General features: G+C 69.9%; 21 protein-coding genes and 1 tRNA gene. 20 read left to right on the top strand and 2 right to left on the bottom strand.

The genetic code is table 11. The annotated features are described in order from the left end of the window. Nucleotides 1-3 precede the first annotated feature (3 nt). From ACIBHY_RS51240 to ACIBHY_RS51190, 11 genes are all read left to right on the top strand, one after another. A complete protein-coding gene (locus tag ACIBHY_RS51240; protein WP_397241529.1) occupies nt 4-183 on the top strand; it encodes a hypothetical protein in 180 nt (59 codons plus the stop codon). 20 nt (nt 184-203) lie between these two features. After that, the gene (locus tag ACIBHY_RS51235) at nt 204-2114 is read left to right on the top strand and encodes a TIGR03960 family B12-binding radical SAM protein (protein ID WP_397310625.1); all 1911 of its coding nucleotides are present in this window, start codon (nt 204-206) and stop codon (nt 2112-2114) included. A gap of 311 nt (nt 2115-2425) precedes the next feature. Continuing rightward, the gene (locus tag ACIBHY_RS51230; protein WP_397310624.1) at nt 2426-3190 is read left to right on the top strand and encodes a TIGR03936 family radical SAM-associated protein; all 765 of its coding nucleotides are present in this window, start codon (nt 2426-2428) and stop codon (nt 3188-3190) included. A gap of 141 nt (nt 3191-3331) precedes the next feature. Continuing rightward, nucleotides 3332-6109 (top strand): Rne/Rng family ribonuclease, encoded by a 2778-nt coding sequence (locus ACIBHY_RS51225; protein ID WP_397310623.1) that lies wholly within the window; start codon nt 3332-3334, stop codon nt 6107-6109. Between the two features lie 231 nt (nt 6110-6340). Then, nucleotides 6341-6643: a 50S ribosomal protein L21 gene (rplU, locus tag ACIBHY_RS51220; RefSeq protein ID WP_183647442.1), complete on the top strand. Its 303-nt coding sequence runs from the start codon at nt 6341-6343 to the stop codon at nt 6641-6643. A gap of 19 nt (nt 6644-6662) precedes the next feature. After that, a complete protein-coding gene (gene rpmA / locus ACIBHY_RS51215; protein ID WP_184973142.1) occupies nt 6663-6920 on the top strand; it encodes a 50S ribosomal protein L27 in 258 nt (85 codons plus the stop codon). A gap of 526 nt (nt 6921-7446) precedes the next feature. Next, nucleotides 7447-8799 (top strand): GTPase ObgE, encoded by a 1353-nt coding sequence (gene obgE, locus ACIBHY_RS51210; protein ID WP_397310622.1) that lies wholly within the window; start codon nt 7447-7449, stop codon nt 8797-8799. A 432-nt stretch (nt 8800-9231) separates the two neighbouring features. Next, entirely contained in the window at nt 9232-10350 is a 1119-nt protein-coding gene (gene proB, locus ACIBHY_RS51205; RefSeq protein ID WP_397110527.1) for a glutamate 5-kinase, read from the top strand. A gap of 15 nt (nt 10351-10365) precedes the next feature. Next, nucleotides 10366-11652 (top strand): glutamate-5-semialdehyde dehydrogenase, encoded by a 1287-nt coding sequence (locus tag ACIBHY_RS51200; protein ID WP_397241539.1) that lies wholly within the window; start codon nt 10366-10368, stop codon nt 11650-11652. Nucleotides 11653-11678: 26 nt separating this feature from the next. Next, nucleotides 11679-11918 (top strand): hypothetical protein, encoded by a 240-nt coding sequence (locus ACIBHY_RS51195; RefSeq protein ID WP_397310621.1) that lies wholly within the window; start codon nt 11679-11681, stop codon nt 11916-11918. A gap of 95 nt (nt 11919-12013) precedes the next feature. Beyond that, on the top strand, nt 12014-13858 hold the full coding sequence (locus ACIBHY_RS51190) for a protein kinase (RefSeq protein ID WP_397310620.1): 1845 nt from the start codon (nt 12014-12016) through the stop codon (nt 13856-13858). A 150-nt stretch (nt 13859-14008) separates the two neighbouring features. On the opposite strand, the gene ACIBHY_RS51185 is transcribed toward ACIBHY_RS51190, so the two are convergent. Then, nucleotides 14009-15031 (bottom strand): M48 family metallopeptidase, encoded by a 1023-nt coding sequence (locus ACIBHY_RS51185; RefSeq protein ID WP_397241545.1) that lies wholly within the window; start codon nt 15029-15031, stop codon nt 14009-14011. Nucleotides 15032-15118: 87 nt separating this feature from the next. Between ACIBHY_RS51185 and nadD the strand changes: the two genes are divergently transcribed. The 4 genes from nadD to ACIBHY_RS51165 are packed head-to-tail and all read left to right on the top strand — an operon-like array spanning nt 15119 to nt 18681. Then, nucleotides 15119-15733, top strand: coding sequence for a nicotinate-nucleotide adenylyltransferase (nadD, locus tag ACIBHY_RS51180; RefSeq protein ID WP_379619193.1), 615 nt, complete (start codon nt 15119-15121; stop codon nt 15731-15733). Between the two features lie 25 nt (nt 15734-15758). Then, nucleotides 15759-17630 carry an ABC transporter ATP-binding protein gene (locus ACIBHY_RS51175; RefSeq protein ID WP_397241547.1) on the top strand — a complete coding sequence of 624 codons (1872 nt, stop codon included), beginning with the start codon at nt 15759-15761 and terminating at the stop codon, nt 17628-17630. A gap of 38 nt (nt 17631-17668) precedes the next feature. Further along, nucleotides 17669-18064, top strand: coding sequence for a ribosome silencing factor (rsfS, locus tag ACIBHY_RS51170; RefSeq protein ID WP_184973159.1), 396 nt, complete (start codon nt 17669-17671; stop codon nt 18062-18064). Continuing rightward, a complete protein-coding gene (locus ACIBHY_RS51165) occupies nt 18061-18681 on the top strand; it encodes a histidine phosphatase family protein (protein ID WP_397241549.1) in 621 nt (206 codons plus the stop codon). Before rsfS ends, ACIBHY_RS51165 begins: the two co-directional genes overlap by 4 nt. On the opposite strand, the gene ACIBHY_RS51160 is transcribed toward ACIBHY_RS51165, so the two are convergent. Then, nucleotides 18678-18839 (bottom strand): hypothetical protein, encoded by a 162-nt coding sequence (locus ACIBHY_RS51160; RefSeq protein ID WP_397310619.1) that lies wholly within the window; start codon nt 18837-18839, stop codon nt 18678-18680. The two genes, ACIBHY_RS51165 and ACIBHY_RS51160, sit on opposite strands and share 4 nt — an antisense overlap. Between ACIBHY_RS51160 and ACIBHY_RS51155 the strand changes: the two genes are divergently transcribed. The 5 genes from ACIBHY_RS51155 (at nt 18788) to ACIBHY_RS51135 (ending at nt 21557) form a co-directional block, all read left to right on the top strand. After that, on the top strand, nt 18788-19405 hold the full coding sequence (locus ACIBHY_RS51155) for a TetR/AcrR family transcriptional regulator C-terminal domain-containing protein (RefSeq protein WP_397310629.1): 618 nt from the start codon (nt 18788-18790) through the stop codon (nt 19403-19405). The genes ACIBHY_RS51160 and ACIBHY_RS51155 overlap by 52 nt on opposite strands. 65 nt (nt 19406-19470) lie before the next feature. Then, nucleotides 19471-19543: transfer RNA gene (locus tag ACIBHY_RS51150), tRNA-Ala, on the top strand. Nucleotides 19544-20033: 490 nt separating this feature from the next. Beyond that, nucleotides 20034-20615 carry a helix-turn-helix domain-containing protein gene (locus tag ACIBHY_RS51145; RefSeq protein ID WP_397310618.1) on the top strand — a complete coding sequence of 194 codons (582 nt, stop codon included), beginning with the start codon at nt 20034-20036 and terminating at the stop codon, nt 20613-20615. Between the two features lie 26 nt (nt 20616-20641). Next, nucleotides 20642-21064 carry a HEPN domain-containing protein gene (locus ACIBHY_RS51140; protein WP_397310617.1) on the top strand — a complete coding sequence of 141 codons (423 nt, stop codon included), beginning with the start codon at nt 20642-20644 and terminating at the stop codon, nt 21062-21064. A 19-nt stretch (nt 21065-21083) separates the two neighbouring features. Continuing rightward, nucleotides 21084-21557, top strand: coding sequence for an AAA family ATPase (locus ACIBHY_RS51135; protein ID WP_397310615.1), 474 nt, complete (start codon nt 21084-21086; stop codon nt 21555-21557). Nucleotides 21558-21602 lie beyond the last annotated feature (45 nt).

The raw sequence follows: 21602 nt of genomic DNA, 5'->3' as shown, positions 1-21602 counted from the left end.
AGTATGTTCGTGGCCTACTGCGACGAGTGCGGGGACCGCTTCCTGCTTCCCGCCAGCCACGTCGTCGCCGTGCACAATCTCGCCAGCGGCGTCATCGCTGTCGAGCTGACCTGTTACGAGAACCACCGCGTCCTCGTCATGAGCGGAAACGACATCGACATCCAGGGACCTGCCACCGTCTGAGCGCGGATAGGCTGGGACCCATGTCTGTCGAGTCGATTTTCCCACGCCTGGAAGCGCTGCTGCCCAGAGTGCAGAAGCCGATCCAGTATGTCGGCGGTGAGCTCAACTCGACGGTCAAGGACTGGGACGAGGCGGACGTGCGCTGGGCGCTGATGTACCCGGACGCCTATGAGGTGGGGCTGCCCAACCAGGGCGTGGCGATCCTCTACGAGATTCTCAACGAGCTGCCCCAGACCCTGGCCGAGCGCACCTACTCGGTGTGGCCCGACCTCGAGGCGCTGATGCGCGAGCACGGCGTGCCGCAGTTCACCGTCGACGGCCACCGCCCGGTGCGCGCCTTCGACGTGCTCGGCCTCTCCTTCTCCACCGAGCTCGGCTACACCAACATGCTGACCGCGCTCGATCTGGCCGGCATCCCGCTGCTGGCGGCCGAGCGCGGCGAGGACGACCCGATCGTCCTGGCCGGCGGGCACGCCGCCTTCAACCCCGAGCCGATCGCCGACTTCCTCGACGCGGCCGTGCTGGGCGACGGCGAGCAGATCGCCATCGCCATCAGCGAGGTCATCCGCGAGTGGAAGCAGGAGGGCAGCCCCGGCGGACGCGACGAGCTGCTGATGCGCCTGGCCGAGTCCGGCGGCGTCTACGTGCCCAGGTTCTACGACGTGGACTACCACCCCGACGGCCGCATCAAGCGCGTGGCGCCCAACCGGCCCGAGGTGCCCTGGCGCGTCCACAAGCACACCGTCATGGACCTCGACGAGTGGCCCTACCCGAAGAAGCCGCTGGTCCCGCTGGCCGAGACGGTCCACGAGCGGTTCAGCGTGGAGATCTTCCGCGGCTGCACGCGCGGCTGCCGCTTCTGCCAGGCCGGCATGATCACCCGTCCGGTCCGCGAGCGCTCGATCACCACGATCGGCGCCATGGTCGACAACGGCATCAAGGAGTCCGGCTTCAACGAGGTCGGCCTGCTGTCGCTGTCGTCGGCCGACCACTCCGAGATCGGCGCGGTCGCCAAGGGCCTGGCCGACCGCTACGAGGGCACCAACACCTCGCTGTCGCTGCCCTCCACCCGCGTCGACGCCTTCAACATCGACCTGGCCAACGAGTTCTCCCGCAACGGCCGCCGCTCCGGGCTGACCTTCGCCCCCGAAGGCGGCTCCGAGCGCATGCGCAAGGTGATCAACAAGATGGTCACCGAGGAAGACCTCATCCGCACCGTCACCACCGCCTACTCCCAGGGCTGGCGGCAGGTCAAGCTCTACTTCATGTGCGGGCTGCCCACCGAGCGGGACGAGGACGTGCTCGGCATCGCCGACCTGGCCAAGAAGGTGATCCAGGCCGGTCGCGAGGCCACCGGCTCGCGCGACATCCGCTGCACCGTCTCCATCGGCGGCTTCGTGCCCAAGCCGCACACGCCGTTCCAGTGGGCCGCCCAGGCCGATCACGAGACCGTCGACCGGCGGCTCAAGGAGCTGCGCGACACCGTCAGAAACGACCGCCAGTACGGGCGGGCCATCGGCTTCCGCTACCACGACGGCAAGCCGTCCATCGTCGAGGGCCTGCTCTCGCGCGGCGACCGCCGGGTCGGGGCCGTCATCAGGGCCGTCTGGGAGGACGGCGGGCGCTTCGACGGGTGGAGCGAGCACTTCTCCTACGACCGGTGGATGGCCGGCGCCGCCAAGACGGGCGTGGACGTCGGCTGGTACACCACCCGCGAGCGCGAGGAGAACGAGGTCCTGCCCTGGGACCACCTCGACGCCGGGCTCGACCGCGAGTGGCTGTGGCAGGACTGGCAGGATGCGGTCAACGAGACCGAGGTCGAGGACTGCCGCTGGACGCCGTGCTACGACTGCGGCGTCTGCCCGACGATGGGAACCGAGATCCAGATCGGGCCGACCGGAAAGAAGCTTCTGCCGCTCACCGTGGTGTGACGCGACACGCGCGGGCGACCGGACGGGCCAGGGAATTGGGTCAAGGTTTCGCCGTGACGGCGGGCTGTGTGTCCGACGTGGGAAGCGATCCCCATGATCGGCGCCCGCCCACGTCGGCGGGTGGCGTGGGGATGGCTTCGCCGTAACTCCGGACGAAAGCCATAACGGAGAGCTACCAACATCGGCGCGCATAGAGAACAGCGCGTACAGTCTCCGCGCGAGGCGGCTTATCCTGTGAGGAGGAAACTCTGACACGGGAAGGACGCAACGCTCTGAAACCTGTTCCCGACGGGCCACCGCCCGCGCCCACGGTGCAGCGGCTTCGCGTCCGCTACGCCAAGCGCGGCCGCCTGCGCTTCACCAGCCACCGCGACATCTCGCGGGCCGTCGAGAGGGCGGTCCGCCGTGCCGGCATTCCGGTTGCCTTCAGCGCGGGCTTCTCGCCCCACCCCAAGATCTCCTACGCGGGCGCGGCGCCGACCGGCGTCGCCAGCGAGGCCGAATACCTTGAGATCGGTGTCACGGAGCCGTGTGATCCCGGACGGATCCGCGCCGACCTGGACGCTTCCCTGCCACCCGGTCTCGACGTGCTCGAAGTGGTCGAAGCACGCTCCGGTGGCCTGGCCGATCGCCTGGAGGTCTCCACGTGGGAGCTGCGGCTGCCCGGCGCGGATCGCGAGCTGGCCGGTGTGGCGGTGGAGAAGTTCCTCGCCGCCGGCGCCGTCGAGGTTGAGCGCCTCACGAAGAAAGGCCCCCGCCGCTTCGACGCGCGGGAGGCGGTGCGGATGCTTGAGATCTCCGAGGGAACGGAGAGAACCGCAGCTCAGGTGCCCGGACAGTCGTGTGTCATACTGCGCATGGTTGTTCGGCACGTGACTCCTGCCGTTCGACCCGACGACGTGCTCACAGGATTGCGCCTTGTGGCCGACTTCGCGCCGCCGGTTCCCCCCGAGGTAACCAGGCTGGCGCAGGGGCCGCTGGACGCGTCCGGTGGGCCTGCCGACCCGTTCGACCTTGACCGCGACATCACGCGCGGCGGCGAAGCGGGACCGGCGGGCGAGCACGCCGCCGGATAGGAACCGCCTGGCGGCCCGCCAGGCGTATCCGCTGACAGGACTTGGCGCCAACACCCCATACGGGGCGGGGGCGGACAACGAGACACGAGGGCTCCTGCGCGGCGCGGCGACGCGCCCGGGAGCTGACGGGAGAGCGCCCGCATGCTCGAGAACGAGCCCAACGGCGGGGCCAACGGCCCCGACGGGGAGACAACTGAAGATCAGCCCACAACCAAGCCGCGCCGGGCAGCCCGGCCGGCCGGGCCGCCTCCGGAACTGCCGGAGGAGGCCGCGCCATCCGTGCTGACGGTGTCCGCCGCCCAGGTGACCAGCCCGGCCGAGGAGGCCGTGGCCGAAGCCGTCGAGCAGCCCAAGCGGGCCGCCAGGAGCCGGTCCACGGCGACGACGACGCGCCGCCGTACCAAGAAGGCCGAGGAAGGCGAGGAGCCGGCCGCGGACGAGAAGCCCAAGCGGGCTTCGCGCCGTGCCGCCGGTCCGCCGCCCGAGGTCGAGGATCTTCCCGTGAGTACGGCTGCCGCCCTCGGGAGCGCTCCCGCGGAGGAGGCGCCGGTCAAGCGGACGCGGCGTACCGCCAAGGCCAAGGCCGAGGCCGAGCCGGTCGAGGAGGAGGCCGCCGCACCGGTCAAGCGGACGCGGCGTACGCGCAAGAAGGCCGAGGAGGAGCCGGAGAGCCCGGTTGAGACCGCGGTCGAGACGGTCGTGGCCGAAGCCGCACCCGTCGTCGAGGCCGCGGCCGAGGTGCTGGACGAGCTGCCCGAGGTCGAGCCGCTCGACGACGAGCCCGCCGGCGAGGACCTCGACGAGGACCAGCCCAACCTGCTGGCCGACCCGTTCGGGCTGACCGCACGGCGCATGGAGCAGGGCGGCGCGTCCTTCGAACGGCCGGCGGCGATCTTCGCCCCGCTGTTCCAGGCGCCCGACCCGAGCCAGGCGCAGCCGGTGGCGCCCCGCCGTCCCGAGCCCGAGCCCGTCGTGGCCGAGGTGGTCGAGGAGAGCGCCGACACCGACACCGACGCGGAGCTCGACACCGACACCGACGGCGATGCCGACGGAGAGGACGAGAGCGGCGGCCGCCGCCGTCGCCGCCGTCGCGGCGGCCGCGGACGGGGCAAGTCCCGCGAGCGTGACGACTCCGACGACTCCGACGACGAGCAGGACGACGAGGAGCAGAGCGAGGACGACTCCCAGGAAGAGGAGGCCTCCAGCTCGCGTCGCCGCCGCCGGCGCCGCCGGCGCGGCTCCGACGAGCAGCCCGAGCCGGCCAGCGACGACCCGCCGAACACCGTCGTGCGCATCCGCGCGCCGCGTTCCGGGCGGGCCGCCGCGCTCGACACCTCCAGCGACGGCGTGCAGAGCGTGCGCGGCTCCACCCGGCTTGAGGCCAAGAAGCAGCGCCGCCGCGAGGGCCGCGAGCTCGGCCGCCGGCGTCCGCCGATCATCACCGAGTCCGAGTTCCTCGCCAGGCGCGAGTCCGTCGACCGGATGATGGTGGTGCGCCGCCAGGGCGACCGCACCCAGATCGCCGTGCTGGAAGACGGCATCCTGGTCGAGCACTACGTCAACCGCGAGGCCAGCCAGTCCTACGTCGGCAACGTCTACCTGGGCAAGGTCCAGAACGTGCTGCCGTCGATGGAGGCCGCCTTCGTCGACATCGGCAAGGGCCGCAACGCCGTCCTGTACGCCGGCGAGGTCAACTTCGACACCGCCGGGCTGGAGGGCCAGCCCAAGCGCATCGAGGCGGCGCTGAAGTCCGGCCAGTCGGTGCTGGTGCAGGTCACCAAGGACCCGATCGGCCACAAGGGCGCCCGGCTGACGTCGCAGATCAGCCTTCCCGGCCGCTACCTCGTGTACGTCCCGGACGGTTCGATGACCGGCATCAGCCGCAAGCTGCCCGACAAGGAGCGCACGCGGCTCAAGAGCATCCTCAAGAAGGTCATGCCGGAGAACGCCGGCGTCATCGTGCGCACGGCCGCCGAGGGCGCCTCCGAGGACGAGCTCGCCCGCGACGTGTCCCGGTTGTCGGCGCAGTGGGAGGCCATCCAGAAGAAGGCCAAGTCCGCGAGCCCGCCGGAGCTGCTGTCGGCCGAGCCCGACCTGACGATCCGCGTCGTGCGCGACGTCTTCAACGAGGACTTCACCTCGCTCGTGGTCCAGGGCGAGGAGGCGTGGGAGACGGTCGACGAGTACGTCAAGTACGTCGCCCCGCACCTGGCCGACCGCCTGAACCGGTGGGAGGAGGAGACCGACGTCTTCGAGTCCTACCGGATCGACGAGCAGCTCGGCAAGGCGCTGGAGCGCAAGGTGTGGCTGCCCAGCGGCGGCTCCCTGGTCATCGACCGCACCGAGGCGATGACCGTCGTCGACGTCAACACCGGCAAGTTCACCGGCCAGGGCGGCAACCTGGAGGAGACGGTCACCAGGAACAACCTGGAGGCGGCCGAGGAGATCGTGCGCCAGCTGCGGCTGCGCGACATCGGCGGCATCATCGTGATCGACTTCATCGACATGGTGCTGGAGTCCAACCGCGACCTGGTGCTGCGCCGGCTGCTGGAGTGCCTGGCCCGCGACCGTACCAAGCACCAGGTGGCCGAGGTCACCTCGCTGGGCCTGGTCCAGATGACGCGTAAGCGGGTCGGCCAGGGGCTGCTGGAGGCGTTCTCGACGCCGTGCGACTGCTGCAACGGCCGCGGCCTGATCGTCTCCACGGAGCCGGTCGAGTCCAAGCCGGAGCCGCGGGGCACGCAGGGCAAGATGGCGGTCGAGAAGGCGGTCGCGGACAAGGTCTCCGCGGCTTCCGGAGCCGGGAACCGTGATACTGTGACCGGTGCGCTTGACGACGTCCCATCCGAGGATGACCAGGCGAACCAGACTTCTGGCAGGGGGCGGCGACGCTCCCGCCGAGCCAAGTCGGCCGAGTAGCCAGGCGCTCCCGCCAGGGAGCGCTCCTCGGTTGACAGTCCGTCGATCCGTCCGGTTCGACCAGGGCACCGCTCATCCGGTACCCTAGTCAATCGGTGCGTCCAGCGGCGCGCCCTGTTCGCGCGCCTCTCGGATCGTCGGTTTTCCCGACAGGTTCCGAGTGCTGGGCGCAGCATTCGGTGGCCGCCGATGTGATCGGTGACCACAAGCAGACAGTAGAAGGGTTCCGCGGTGTACGCGATCGTTCGTTGCGGCGGCAGGCAGCAGAAGGTCTCCGTCGGTGACGTCCTCGAGGTGGACAAGGTCGCCGGCGAGGTCGGCTCTTCGGTTTCGCTGCCGACGGTGCTCGTCGTCAACGACGGCGATGTGACCACGGAGGCGGGCAAGTTCCTGGTGAGCGCCGAGATTCTCGGTGAGACCAAGGGTCCCAAGATCCGCATCCTCAAGTACAAGAACAAGACCGGTTACAAGAAGCGCCAGGGTCACCGTCAGCGGTACACCCAGGTGAAGATCACCGGCATCAACCAGGCCTGAGTCACGGGAGTTTTGCGAGATGGCACACAAGAAGGGCGCGTCGTCCACCCGGAACGGCCGTGACTCCAACGCACAGCGGCTCGGCGTCAAGCGGTTCGGCGGCCAGCTGGTCAACGCGGGCGAGATCATCGTTCGCCAGCGCGGCACCCACTTCCACCCTGGCGACAACGTCGGGCGTGGGGGCGATGACACGCTGTTCGCGCTGGCTGCGGGGCACGTGCAGTTCGGGCGCAAGCGCGGGCGTCGTGCGGTGAGCATCGTTCCGGTCGCGGAGTAAACCAACGCCGACTGACGTTCCTAAGGGGTGGGTCACTTGACCCGCCCCTTTAGGCGTTCCAGGGGCCCTTTGAGTTCTTTGGGCTTTGGTGCTGTCGGCTGCGGTGCTTTGGGTTCGGTGCTTTTGGGTTACGGCAAGCCGGCCTCCCGCCACCCGCCGTCGTAGGCTCGCGCCGATCGTGGGGATCGCTTCTCACGTCGGACGTGGTGCCCGCCGTAACGGCGGTGTGTCAGGCGGGTACCGTGGCTCGGCTGAGCGCCGTACCTGCGGCGCCGGGTTCCGCCGCGCGGCTTCTCGCCGTGCGGCGCCGGACAAGCGTGGGTGGGCCGGGGTGACAGCGCCGAGATACCCGATGTGCGCGCCTCGCGGTGTGTGGCAGGGCCAGCCCTTTGGCGCACGAGGTCACGGTGCCGGAGGCCGCGGCGTCAGGTGCGGCGGTGCGGTGCTCACGCGAGCTGGGTGTGGGATTGAGCTGGGAAGATGGACTTGTGTTCCGTTCGGGAGCACGTGGGAGTAAGGGGCGGTAATGCCGGACTTCGTGGACCAGGTGGTTCTGCATGTCAGGGCCGGTGACGGAGGGAACGGCTGCGCCTCCATCCACCGGGAGAAGTTCAAGCCGCTCGGCGGCCCCGACGGGGGCAACGGCGGGCGGGGCGGGGATGTGATCCTGGAGGTCGATCCCAATACCGCCACCCTGCTCGAATATCACCGGCGGCCGCATCGCAAGGCGGACAACGGCAAGCAGGGGCAGGGGTCAAACCGGGACGGGGCCAACGGCGGCGACGTGGTGCTCACGGTGCCCAACGGGACCGTGGTCAAGGACGCCGACTCCGGTGAGGTGCTGGTCGACCTTGTGGGGGCCGGGACCCGGTATGTGATCGCCGAGGGCGGGCACGGCGGGCTTGGGAACGCGGCGCTGGCCAGCACCAAACGGAAGGCGCCCGGATTCGCGCTGCTCGGGGAGCCCGGTGACGGGCTGGACGTGATGCTGGAGCTCAAGAGCGTCGCGGATGTGGCGCTCGTCGGGTTCCCCAGCGCGGGGAAGTCGTCGCTGATCGCGGCGCTGTCCGCCGCCCGGCCCAAGATCGCGGACTATCCGTTCACGACGCTGATCCCCAACCTCGGCGTGGTCACGGCGGGGGAGACCATCTTCACCGTCGCCGACGTGCCTGGGCTCATTCCGGGGGCCTCGCAGGGCAAGGGGCTCGGGCACGAGTTTCTGCGGCACGTGGAGCGGTGCGACATGCTCGTCCACGTCATCGACTGCGCCACCCTGGAGCCGGGACGCGACCCGATCACCGACTACGAGGTCATCGAGGCGGAGCTGGCGGCCTACGGCAAGCTGGAGGACCGGCCCCGCATGGTCGTCCTCAACAAGGCCGACGTGCCGGACGCGCGCGAACTGGCCGAGATGGTACGCGCCGAGTTCGAAGACAAGGGCCTGCGCGTCTTCGTCATCTCGGCGGCCACGCATGACGGCCTGCGCGAGCTGACGTTCGCGATGGGCGAGTGGGTCGCCGCGGCCCGCGCCCAGAAGCCGATCGAGGAGCCCACCCGGCTGGTCATCCGGCCCAAGCAGCTCGGCGAGACCGGGTTCAGCGTGCGTAAGGTCAGCGAGAACCAGTTCCAGGTCACCGGCGAGAAGCCGGAACGCTGGATCCGCCAGACCGACTTCACCAACGACGAGGCCGTCGGCTACCTGGCCGACCGCCTGGAGCGACTCGGCGTCGAGGAAGCCCTGGCCAAGGCGGGAGCGGCCACGGGCGCCGAGGTGATCATCGGCTCCATGGAAGGCGGCTACATCTTCGACTGGCAGCCGACCCTTTCCGCGGAATCCGCCCGCCAGGGGCCTCGCGGCTCCGATTCCCGCTTCGCCTGAGCGACCTTTCCGTCCGTTGCGGCCTGCTCCTTCCATCCGTTACGGGCCGCGCGCTCCTTCCATCCGTTACGGCAAGCCGCCCCCACCCCCGCCCGCCGACGCGGGCCGGGGTGTCGGGGCGGCGCCCGACAGCCGGACGTGGCGCTCTCCGCAACAAGCCCCGGGAACCCGGCTGACGGGGGCTGTCGCCCGGGCCACAAGCCCGGAGGGCAGGCGATGCCCGACCACCGGCCACCGGCTGGTGGCTGGCGGGCCGGCCGATGGGTCATGTGGGTCGGACCGCTCAACGCCAGGACAAGCCATGTAGGCCTGAACGGGGCGAGCGGGGTTATGGGGGTTGGGTGCTGGTCGTTGGTGGGGTGGGGTTCTGACCTGTTGCCGGGCCCTGATACTGGCAGGCGGGGAGTTGGGTGGCTCGGATAGGGTCGTTGGGTGCGAGATCGGATCAGCTCCGCGTCCAAAGTTGTCGTCAAGGTCGGCTCTTCGTCGCTGACCACCCCTCAAGGCACCATCGACGTCGACCGGGTCGACGCGCTCGTTGACGTCCTGGCGGCGCGGCGTGGGGTCGGGGCGCAGATCGTGCTGGTGTCGTCGGGGGCCATCGCCGCCGGGCTCGGGCCGCTCGGGCTGGCCGTACGACCGCGGGATCTCGCCACCCAGCAGGCCGCGGCGTCCGTGGGGCAGGGGGTGCTGGTGGCTCGCTACACCTCGTCGTTCGCGCGTTATGGCCTGCGGGTGGGGCAGGTGCTGCTGACCGCCGACGACATGATGCGGCGCTCTCACCACGTCAACGCCCAGCGCACCCTGAACCGCCTGCTTGAGCTGGGCATCATGCCGGTGGTCAACGAGAACGACACCGTGGCCACCGACGAGATCCGGTTCGGCGACAACGACCGGCTGGCCGCCCTCGTGGCCCATCTGACCAGGGCGGACGCGCTGGTGCTGCTGTCCGATGTGGACGCGCTCTATGACGGGCCGCCGAGCCGGGCGGGTTCGCGGCGGCTGGCGGAGATCCGCGGGCCGGAGGATCTGGTGGGCGTCGAGCTGGGCAGGAACGGCGCGGCCGTCGGGACCGGCGGGATGATCACCAAGGTCCAGGCTGCCAAGATCGCGACCGGAGCGGGCATTCCCGTGGTGCTGACCGCCGCCGCCCACGCCGCGCAGGCGCTGGCCGGGGCCGATGTGGGCACGTACTTTCACCCGGGCGGACGGCATCCGGGCACCCGGCTGCTGTGGCTGGCCCACGCGACGACCGGTCGCGGGCGGCTGCACCTGGACGACGGTGCCGTGGAGGCGATCGTCACGCGGCGCAAGTCGCTGCTGCCCGCGGGGGTGACCTCCGTGGAGGGCGATTTCTCCGCCGGTGACCCGGTCGACCTGTGCGGGCCGCGCGGGCGGGTGGTGGCCCGGGGGCTGGTGAACTTCGACGCCGTGGAGATTCCCGGGCTGCTGGGGCGTTCGACGCGAGAGCTGGGCAGCGAGCTCGGTCCGGAATATGAACGCGAGCTGATTCACCGCGACGACATCGTCATACTGGAGGCTCACCAGTAGCGAATGGAGCGTGCGATGTCCGATGAGTTCCTGAAGGTGGCCCATGCGGCACGAGAGGCCGCCGCCGAGCTGGCCCCGCTGCCGCGGGCGCCGAAGGACCGGGCATTGCGCGCGATCGCCGACGCGCTGGCCGAGCAGGCCGCGCAGATCGTCGAGGCCAACGCCAAGGACGTGGAGCGGGCCCGCGAGCAGGGCACCTCAGAAGCGATGATCGACCGGCTGCGGCTGGACGTGAAGAGGGTGGAGGCCATCGCCGAGGCCGTCCGGCAGGTGGCCGACCTGCCCGATCCGGTCGGTGAGGTGCTGCGCGGCAGCACGCTGCCCAACGGGCTCGAACTGCGCCAGCTCCGGGTGCCGCTGGGCGTGATCGGCATCATCTACGAGGGCCGCCCCAACGTGACCGTGGACGCCGCGGCTCTCTGCCTCAAGAGCGGCAACGCCGTACTGCTGCGCGGCTCGTCGAGCGCTTATGACTCCAACACGGCGCTGGTGCGGATCATGCAGGAGGCGCTGGAGGCGACCGAGGTGCCGTCGGGCGCGGTGCAACTGGTGCCGGGGCAGACGCGCGAGTCGGTCAAGGAGCTCATGCGGGCGCGCGGGCTGGTCGACGTGCTGATCCCGCGGGGCGGCGCGTCCCTGATCAACTCGGTGGTCGAGGAGTCGACGGTGCCGGTGATCGAGACCGGGGTCGGCAACTGCCACGTGTACGTCGACGCCGAGGCCGATCTGGACCTGGCGCTCGACATCCTGGTCAACTCCAAGGCGCAGCGGCCGTCGGTCTGCAACGCGGCCGAGACGTTCCTCGTGCACGCCGACGTGGCGGCGGAGTTCCTGCCCAAGGCGCTGGCGCGGCTGGCGGAGGAGGGCGTGACCGTGCACGGAGACGAGCGGGTGGCCGCCCATCCCGGTGTGGTGGCCGCGACCGAGGACGACTTCTACGCCGAGTACCTCTCGCTGGACATCGCCGCCGCCGTCGTCGGCTCGCTGGAGGACGCGGTGGCGCACATCAGGAAGTACGGCTCCGGCCACACCGACGCGATCGTCACCCGGTCGCAGCGGGCCGCCCGCCGGTTCGTGGCGCTCGTCGACTCGGCGGCCGTGGCGGTCAACGCCTCGACTAGGTTCACCGACGGGGGCGAGTTCGGGTTCGGCGCCGAGATCGGGATCTCCACCCAGAAGCTGCACGCGCGCGGCCCCATGGGGCTGCCGGAATTGACGTCAACTAAGTGGATTTACACGGGCGAGGGACATCTGCGCACGTCAGAAGGCACGGTCATCTCAGCGTGTCAAGGTGGCAACTGAGAGTGACGTTGACTTGACTGGGGCGCATGGAGATTGTGATCGCCCTGGTCTTCGCCGGTGCCGTGCTGTTCGGCGCCGACCGCCTGCTGCTGTGGCTGGAGAGCCGCGGGCACGTCAACTGGCGCCGCAAGGGGCGTAGGGACCTGTCGAAGGAGCCACGGACGGAGCTCGACGACATCTTCAGCGACACGAGCTTCCGTGACGAGAGCTTCGGTGACGAGAGCAGCCTCCGCGACAAGAGCCTCCGCGATAAGACCAAGCGATAAGACCAAGCGATAAACGTACGGCGCGCCTCGGGCGCTATCGGGGCACACCCCGCTAGGGTTGTGCCCCTTATGGGTGCGCCGAGCGGGGAGGGACGGTGAGCAAGCTCGGCAAGGTCGGGCCGTACACCCTTCTCGAACGGCTCGGCAGGGGCGGTATGGGCGAGGTGTACCTCGCCGGCACCCGCCGTGGCGAACGGGTCGCGATCAAGGTTCTCCGGGATCTGGTCGAGGATGAGTCCGCCCGCATTCGCCTGGAACGTGAGGTGCGCGCGCTGCGCCGGGTCGAGAGCCCCTATGTGGCCAAGGTGTTCGACGCCGATCTCGACTGCGCGCGGCCGTACCTCGTGATGGAGCACATCGAGGGCGCGACCCTTCTTGAGCTGGTACGGCGGAGCGGCCCCCTCGACGTCGGCGGCCTGGTCGACCTGGCGCACGGCATCGCCACCGCGCTGGCGATCACGCACGCGGCCGGGGTGATCCACCGCGATCTCAAGCCGGCCAACATCCTCATGAGCGAACGCGGGCCGGTGCTCATCGACTTCGGCATCGCGCAGGTGCTCGACGCGACCCGGCTGACCATGACCGGTACCTTCCTCGGCACCCCCGGCTACACCGCGCCGGAGATCTTCGCCGACGAGCAGGTCGAGTCGCCCGCGGACGTGCACGCGTGGGCGGCGACGGTGGCGTTCGCGGCGACCGGGCGGCCGACGTTCGGGCGGGGGACGGCCGAGGCGCAGATGTACGCGGTGCTGAACGGGCAGGCCGACCTCAAGGGCGTGCCGGTGGAGTTGCTGCCGCTGGTGCGGGCGGCATTGCACCGCGAGCCCGCCAAGCGGCCGACTGCCGCTCTGCTGACCGACCGGCTCTCCCGCCTGGCGCGGGCGACCGCCGCGGACGCGCCGCCGGTCGAGCGCGAGGACGGGCGCAAGATCACACCGGAGGTGCCGTCGCCCAGGGGGCGGGTGCGGGCGAAGGCCAAGGAGGAGTCCGCGCGCGGGCGGGTGGGCGAGGACGTCGCGACCCCGCCACCGCGTACGCGGCAGCCGCGGGGCAGGGGTAAGGACGAGCCGAACACGCCGGTGCCCAGGGGGCGCGGCAAGGACGATCCCAGCACGCCGGTGCCGCGCGGCCGCGCCGCCAAGGACGAGGCGGCGCGAGCGCGGGCGGCCAAGGACGAGCCGGCGCGGAGCCGAGCGGTCAAGGACGAGGCCGTGCGGAGCCGGCCGCCGAAGGAGGATCGGGGCCGTACCTCCAAGGAGGATCTCGCGCGCGGGCGGGCCAAGGAGGAGCTGGTGCGGGCGCGGTCCAAGGAGGAGGCGCCGCCGCGTACCCGGGCCAAGGCCGGTGACAACCCCAAGACGCCGGTGCCGCGGGTCCGGGCGAAGACCGGCGAGCGGCGCACACGCGGCCGCGAGGCGACCACGTTGCCCGCGGGCAACACCGCGTTGCTGCTGCTCGCGGTGCTGGCGGTGCCGTGCGTGGTGGTGTCGGTGGTCTATCCGATCGCCTCGATCGGGATCACGACGACGCTCGTGGTGCTGACCAGGACGTTGTGGATGAGTCACTGGATGGTGCGGAACCGGGCCGGCAAGCGGATCCGGGTGCTGCTGCGAGCGGTGCTGTTCCCGTTCGCGCTGGCCGGGTCGGCCGTCACCGCGGTGGTGTGGCCGGGCGCCCCGGTCGCCGTCGTGGCCGGGGGCGCGCTCTGGGTGACCGGCGGCGGCGAGATCGCCTCCGACTGGTGGCAGCAGGCGGCGCCGGTGACGGTCGCCGCCGTGGTGTTCGGGGTGTTGTGCGGGGGAATCACCGGGCGCGAGATCGAGCGGATCGGCGCCCGGCTGCCGAACCTGCGCCGGGAAGGCCTACGCGCCCTGGCGGTGCTGGGCGGGTTCGTCGCGTTGTGCGCGGCCGCGGTCAAGGCGATCGAACTGCTGCTCTGAGATGCGGCGGGGTACCACTGTCACGGTGCACGGACCGCCGTGACGGCGGGTACCCCGTCCGACGTGAGAAGCGACCCCCACGATCGGCGCCCGCCGGCGGCGGCGGGTGGCGTGAGGGTGGCTGCGCCGTAAGGGGAAAAGCCCTTTGATTCAGTTGTCCCTGCGGGAGAAGCGGTTGAAGATGCGCTCTCCGGCGTTGACGGCGCCCTCGGCGACGTCGCGCAGGACGCCGATGAACGGGTCCTGGGACTCCGACCAGGAACGGCGGTAGGACTCCGCCGCGGCCTTGATCTCGTCGGTGACGCGGGCGTCGGCGTCGTCCTCGCGGCGCGGGTAGTCGCCGCCGATGATGCGGTCGTACTCGCCGCTGCGCTGCCACTTGTCCAGTTCGGCCACGCGCACCACGGCGAACGGGTGGGTGGTGCCGAGCAGGTTGAGCACCTTCAGGAAGCCGTCGCGCAGGTCGCCCGCGGTGTCGTACTCCTGGTACTGGGCGAGGAAGGCCTCGATGTTCATCTCGTGGGTGTAGTCGCCGCCGGCGAGCTTCATCAGCGCGCGCTTGGCGGCGTCGGGGTCCTGGCCGGTGAGCAGGCCGCCGCGGTCGGAGGACAGCTCCGACTTGCGGTACCACTCCTCGAGCCCCGCGACGATCGCGCGCAGGCCGATGTAGCCGAGCGGGATCCAGGCCACGCGCGTGGCGAGCGTGGTGAGGATGTCGAGCATGGTGCGGTAGACCGCGTGGCCCGACAGGATGTGCGAGGTCTCGTGGCCGATGACGAAGCGCTGCTCCTCCTCGTTCATGAGGTTGAGCAGGCCGGTCGTCACGACGATGAACGGGTCGTCGAAGCCGATGGCCTTGGCGTTGACGGAGGGGTCCTGCTGCACGTAGATCTCGGGGATGCGGTGCAGATCCAGGATGTACGCGGCGTCGCGCCCCATGTCGTGCAGCGAGCGGAACTGGGTCTCGCTCACCCGCACGGCCGAGGCGAGGTACATGAGGCGGAGCCGCCGCTCGCTTACGAGGCCGGACATCTGCTTGAGAACGGTGTCGAACCCACTCAGCTTACGCAGAGCGACCAGAGCGGACCGGTCTGCGGGGTGTTCGTAGGCACGAGACGAGATGCCGGGTAGTTGGATGCGGTTGCGATCCGGGGTGGTCGTCATGCCCGGCATGCTACGTCGGCTGCGGGAGTGATGCGCGGTTCCTTGGTAAGGGGGTGGCTATGAGGCGGTGTACGGCTGGCGCGTAAGGTCCCCATCATGATGAATGCGCCCATGGTGCAGGGGAAGCGCCGTGTGGGGGTGATGGGCGGGACGTTCGATCCCATCCACCACGGCCACCTGGTCGCCGCGAGCGAAGTGGCCCACCATTTCGACCTCGACGAGGTGGTGTTCGTGCCTACGGGCCGGCCGTACCAGAAGTCCACGCGCGAGGTCAGCGCGCCCGAGGACCGCTATCTCATGACGGTCATCGCGACGGCGTCGAACCCGCGCTTCTCGGTCTCGCGGGTGGACGTGGATCGGCCGGGGCCGACCTACACCATCGACACCCTGCGTGACATCTCGGAGATCTACGGGCCGGACTCGGACCTGTTCTTCATCACCGGCGCCGACGCGCTGGAGGCGATCCTCGGCTGGCAGGACGCCGACGAGCTGTTCGACCTCGCGCATTTCGTCGGCTGTACGCGGCCGGGGCACACGCTGCACGATCCGGGGCTGCCCGCGGGCAAGGTGACGTTGCTGGAGATCCCGGCGCTGGCGATCTCCTCTTCGGAGTGCAGGCAGCGCGTGGAGAAGGGCGAGCCGATCTGGTACCTGGTGCCGGACGGGATCGTGCAGTACATCGGCAAGCGGAATCTCTATAGCGCCGGATAACGGCTTTTATGGCGATCATGGGGATATGGCAGACGACTCCCTCGACGGACTGGAGCTCAAAGAGGAAGCCTGGTGGGCGCACGACGCGGAGGTCACCGCGTCCGGGTTGTTCACCATGCTGCGGCGGCTTCCCTCGCTGATCCGCGACGTGCTGGTGCTCAGCTGGCGTACCAGCCGGGCGGACACCGTCGTCATGATGAGCTCCACGCTGGTGTCGGAGGTCTTCACCGCGATCGGGCTGCTGGCCACGACGGACGTGCTCATGCAGTTGTTCTCCGCCGTGCCCACGCCGGAGCGGCTGGTCGCCGCTGTGCCCGGCATCGTGGCGGTGGTCGGCGCGGCCGTGCTGCGCTCGGCCTTCCGCGAGGCCGGTCAGTGGGCGCGGGACCGGCTCGATCCGCTGCTCATGCAGACCGTCCACAACCGGATGGTCAGGCTGACCACCGGGGTGGAACTGGTCGCGTTCGACGACCCGGTCTTCCATGACCAGATGCAGCGGACCTCGATGACGGCGGTGCGCGGGCCGTCGATGTTGTTGTGGGCGGTGATGTCCACGCTTTCGGGCTTCATCGGCCTCGCGGCGGTCTCGGGGGCCCTGGGGGTCCTCCATCCGGTACTGCTGCCGCTCATCCTGCTCGCGGCGGTGCCCAGCACGTGGGCATCGGTGCGCGTCGCCCGGGTCAACTACCAAGTCACCGCCGGGATCGCCGCCGCCAGGCGCAGGCAGGGCACGCTGCAGGACCTCATGACCGAGCGGCCCGCCGCCGCCGAGATCCGCTCCTACACGATGCGCTCGTACCTGCTGGCCGAGTTCGCCCGCATCTACCGGTGGGTCACCCGCTACGAGCTGCGCGCCGTACGCCGCCAGCAGATCGCCGGGATCTGGGGCAGCCTGTTCGGCGGCCTGGCCACCGGCCTCGTGTACGGGGCGCTCGGCCTGCTGCTGTGGACCGGGCAGGTGCACCTGGCCGTGGCGGCGACCGCCGTACTGGCCATCCAGCGCGCCGGCAGCGCCACCTCGCAGGCGCTCCACGGCGTCAACCGGGCCTACGAGGCGGGCCTGTTCTACGAGGACTACGTCCACTTCTGCGCCGACGCCGAGGCCCGCGCGGAGGTCTCCGGCAGTACGGCCCCGCCCGCCGAGCCCGACCGCGTCCGCGTCGAGGGCGTCGACTTCACCTACCCGGCCGCCGACACGCCCGCGCTGACCGGCGTCTCCATCAGGATCGAGCCCGGTGAGATCGTCGCGCTGGTCGGGGAGAACGGCTCGGGCAAGACCACACTGGCCAAGATCATCGGTGGGCTCTACCTGCCCGACTCGGGAACCGTCACCTGGGGCGGCGTCGACGAGCGCCGGATCGACCGGTCCGCGTTACGCGAGCGGATCGCGGTCATCGCCCAGGATTTCACCCACTGGCCCCTGACCGCCGGGCAGAACATCGCGATCGGGCGGCACGACTCGGGCGAGTCGCTGGACGCCGCGCTGACCGCCTCGGGGGCGGACGCGGTCGTGGAGCGCCTGCCGTACGGGCTGGAGACCATGCTCGACCCCAGCTACAAGGGCGGGACGGAACTGTCGGGCGGGCAGTGGCAGCGCATCGCGGTCGCGCGCGGCCTGTACCGCGACGCGCCGCTGCTCATCTGCGACGAGCCCACCGCCTCCCTCGACGCGCGGTCGGAGCACGCGATCTTCGAGAGCATCCGGCGCCACGCCGTGCAGCGGACCGTCCTGATGATCACCCACCGGCTGGCGAGCGTGCGCTGGGCGGATCGCATCTACGTGCTCGAACACGGGAAAGTAGTGGAGGAGGGAACCCACGTCTCACTCATGGAACGTTCTGGCATCTACGCCGAGATGTTCACTCTGCAGTCGAGGGCCTACACCGAGGAAGGGTAATCTCATAGGTAACCGATAGAGGAGGACTGACCCGCATCGTGACCGCATCCGACAGAGCCGTCCAGCTCGTCAAGATCGCCGCGGAGGCCGCGGCCGACAAGCTGGCCGATGACATCCTCGCCTACGACGTGAGCGAGCAGCTCGTCATCACCGACGCCTTCCTGCTCTGCTCCGCCACCAACGACCGCCAGGTCCGCGCCATCGTCGACGAGATCGAAGACAGGCTGCGCATCGAGGCCGACATCAAGCCGGTACGCCGCGAAGGTGAGCGCGAGGGGCGCTGGGTGCTCCTCGACTACATCGACCTCGTCGTCCACGTCCAGCACGAGGAGGACCGCACCTTCTACGCGCTGGAGCGCCTGTGGAAGGACTGTCCGGCGATCGGCCTGCCGGAGAGCGTGACGCACGCCAACATCCAGCGGGCCCGCTCTTGAGTAGACGCATCGTCTGCCTGAGGCACGGCCAGACCCTGTGGAACGTCGAGCACCGCTTCCAGGGCCACACCGACATCGCACTCGACGAGACCGGCCAGGCCCAGGCCGCGAGGGCGGCGTCGCTGCTGGCCTCCCTGAAGCCCAGCCTCATCGTCTCCTCCGACCTGAGCCGGGCCCACGACACCGCGTCGGCGCTCGCGCGGATCGTCAAGCTCGACGTCTCCGTCGACAAGGATCTGCGCGAACGCGGCGGCGGCGCCTGGGAAGGGCTGACCAGGGAGGAGATCCGGGCCCGCTGGCCCGAGGAGTACATCGCCTGGGAAGCCCCGGACGGCGAGCCGGTCACCGAGGTCGCGGCCCGGGTCGTCGCCGCGATGCGCCGGTGGGCGGCTCAGCTCGACGACGACGGCCTGCTCGTCATCGCCTCCCACGGCGCGGCGCTGCGGCTCGGCATCTGTGAGCTGCTGGGCCTGCCCGAGGAGCTCTGGCACACGCTCGGCGGCCTCGGCAACTGCAGCTGGTCGGTGCTGGAGGAGGGCCGCAAAGGCTGGCGCCTGCTGGAGCACAACGCCGGAACGCTGCCGGAGCCGGTCAACAGTGACGACATCGAGACCTAGAGACTGATCGCCTCGGCCGCCTTGCTCGTCTTCAGGAGCCTGGGCGGCACGAGGCGGAAGACCTGGTTGCGCATCCAGATGTGGGTGCGTTTCGCGGGAACCAGGAATCTGTCGGCGCCTCTCGCCTGCTTCTGGCAGATCTCCACGTAGGGACGCATTCTCGCTTCGTAGGCTTCCAAGGCTCTTTCCGGAGGGCCCACGATGGCCCTGCACCGGCACGTGCGGGAGATGGTCGATCAGGTGTACGGCGAGGCCCCGGCTGCCCGCCCGCGTACCGGACGGCTGGCAGAAGCGGATCGAACTGTCGCTCAGGCTGCAGTGGGGCGTGCACCGGAGACATTCGTGGCTGGCCTGCGCCTATCCGCTGACCAGGCCTCACCGGGGGGCCAACGGGTTGGCTCACACCGAGTGGATCATGCGAGCGATGTCGGGGCTGAGGCTGGACCCGAACACCATGTTGCACGCGACGGTGTCCCTGGCGGCGTTCGTCAGAGGCTTGGCGGCCAACCTGGAGCCGGAGGCGCGGGCCGTACAGAACACAGGGATGAGCGACGACGAGTGGATGGCCATGAGAGAGGCAGCCCTGAACAAGCTGATGCCCGCCCACCCGACCTTGGCCGCGGTCCTCCGCGACCAGCACTTGGACCTGGACCTGGACACCCTGTTCGAGTTCGGCCTGCGACGGCAGCTGGACGCACTGGAGGCGCTGGCGAGGACCGATTAGGCGAAACGACGGGATGCCGATATGCTCTCCGAGCGCCGCAACGAGCAGGCTCGAAGCGGTGACCAGGGGCTATGGCGCAGTTGGTAGCGCGCTTCCATGGCATGGAAGAGGTCTGGGGTTCGAATCCCCATAGCTCCACAGGCAAGGTCTTTCACCTTGGCGCGCTTCGCGCGTCCGGGATTCCAGGCGTTTCTCCAGTCGAGCTGAAGCTCGACCCCTGAAGGTCCTCCCTCCGGTCGGGCGCTTTCCCGGGGCAAAGGCATGGTGCTTCGCGCGTTCTTCCAGTCGGGGCACGGCCCCGACCCCTGGTCGTCCTCGCTGCGCTCGGGCGTTCTTCTTGAGCTACCACCCATTGCCCGGCTGGGTGGTCAGGCCGTTGGAGCCCGCCCCGGTCAATGGTCCTCGCTTCGCTCGGGCGCCTTTGATCGTGCGCGCCTTCGGCGCGCGGCTTGCGCGTGTAGGAAGGCCATGAAGGCTGAGTCCCGATTGGGGCGGCTGTGCGCTGTATCACCCACGGCACGAGTTTCGGCTAGATACGGTCATCGCGTTGAGTCTGCGGAGTTGGTGAGTCCGGCCTTCAAGGTCGGAGCTGGTGACACTACGCATAGATGGGTGATAACTTTCATCTATGCGTAGTGAGTCGCCTCCTCTGCTGCCGATCTTCCGGTCGCGGCATCAGGCGGACCTGCTCACCCTGCTCTACCTTCACCCCGACCGTGAGTTCACCGTCACCGAGCTCGCCGGGAAGATCGGGGTTCCGCTGACCACGATGCAGCGGGAAGTGGGGCGGCTGCTGGAGGCCGGGCTGTTGCGCGGGCGCAAGGTTGGGCGGGCCCATCTGATTCGGGCCACGGTGCCGGGGCGCTATGCCCGGCCGCTCACCGAGCTCCTGACGCTGGCGTTCGGGCCGCACCTTCTCGTCGAACGGGAGTTCTCCGGGCTTTCCGGCGTGGACGCGGTGGCCATCTTCGGGTCCTGGGCGAGCCGGTATCTCGGTGAGCCGGGTCCGCCGCCGAACGACATCGATGTCCTGGTGGTGGGCGCGGCTTCCCGGGCTGATGTCTATGAGGCCGCCGAGCGGGTGGAGGACGGGCTGGGGATTTCCGTCAATCCGGTTCTCATGACGCGTGAGCGTTGGGCGAAGGCCGCTGATCCGCTTGCCGACCAGGTCCGGGCTTCGCCGCTGGTCTGGGTTCGGGAGGCGGAGTGATGCGGTGGAACCAAGGGGAGGCGGTGGTGGAGCGGCTTCTCGCGGAGGGGCGGCTTCAGAAGGTCACGGGTTCCGCCGCTGACGGCACCGAGTGGGTGGAACGCGCCGGGCGCACTCTGAGAACGGCCCACGGGATCGCCGACGACCCCGACAGCGCCTTCATCCTCTCCTACGACGCGGCCCGGCACGCCTGCACGGCTGTGCTGGCACACCAGGGCCTCCGGCCCACCACCGCGGGCGGGCACTACGTGGTGGAGGAAGTGCTGCGGGCCCAGTTCGGCCATGCCTTCAGGGACTTCGGCGCGCTGCGGCGCCGCCGTAACGAGATCGAGTATCCGGTACGGCCCGGCGACGACGTCGAACAGGACGAGGCCGAGGCGGCGACCGCCACGGCGGAACGGCTGATCGACGCGGCGCGCAAGCTTCTGCCCAGCCTGTCTCTCTTCTGATGCGGTGCCCGGAGGAGAGATGAAGGCGCTGCTGATCGTGTTGTGCGGCCTGCCAGGTTCGGGAAAGACGACGCTCGCCAAGCGGCTGGCCGCCGAACGGCCCGCGGTTCGCCTGTGTCCGGATGAGTGGCTGGCGAGGCTGGGCATCGATCTTTATGACGAGGGTGCCCGGGAGCGTCTTGAGGGGCTTTTCCGGGAGCACGCGTATGAGCTGCTGAGTTTGGGCCAGACGGTGATCCTGGAGTTCGGGTTCTGGGCTCGCGAGGAGAGGGACGAGGTGCGGCTTCGGGCCCGCGCGGTCGGGGCCGGGGTCGAACTGCGGTATCTGGACGTGCCGCTCGATGAGCTGTGGCGGCGTCTGGAGGTTCGCAACGGCACGGGAACGCCGGACACCGTCGTGATCACCAAGGCCATGATCGGGCAGTGGGCCGGCCAGTTCGAGGCGCCCGGTCAGGACGAACGCGCCCTGTTCGACATGCCGCGGAGTCCCTAGGAGTTTGGTTACCCATTGTGATGGTTATGTCACGGTGGGGGGTAG

Origin of the sequence: Nonomuraea sp. NPDC050547, from assembly GCF_044457345.1 — a bacterium.
Classification (GTDB): domain Bacteria; phylum Actinomycetota; class Actinomycetes; order Streptosporangiales; family Streptosporangiaceae; genus Nonomuraea.
Note: the sequence above shows the minus strand (reverse complement) of the source record. Positions and strands in the feature narration are given on the sequence as shown.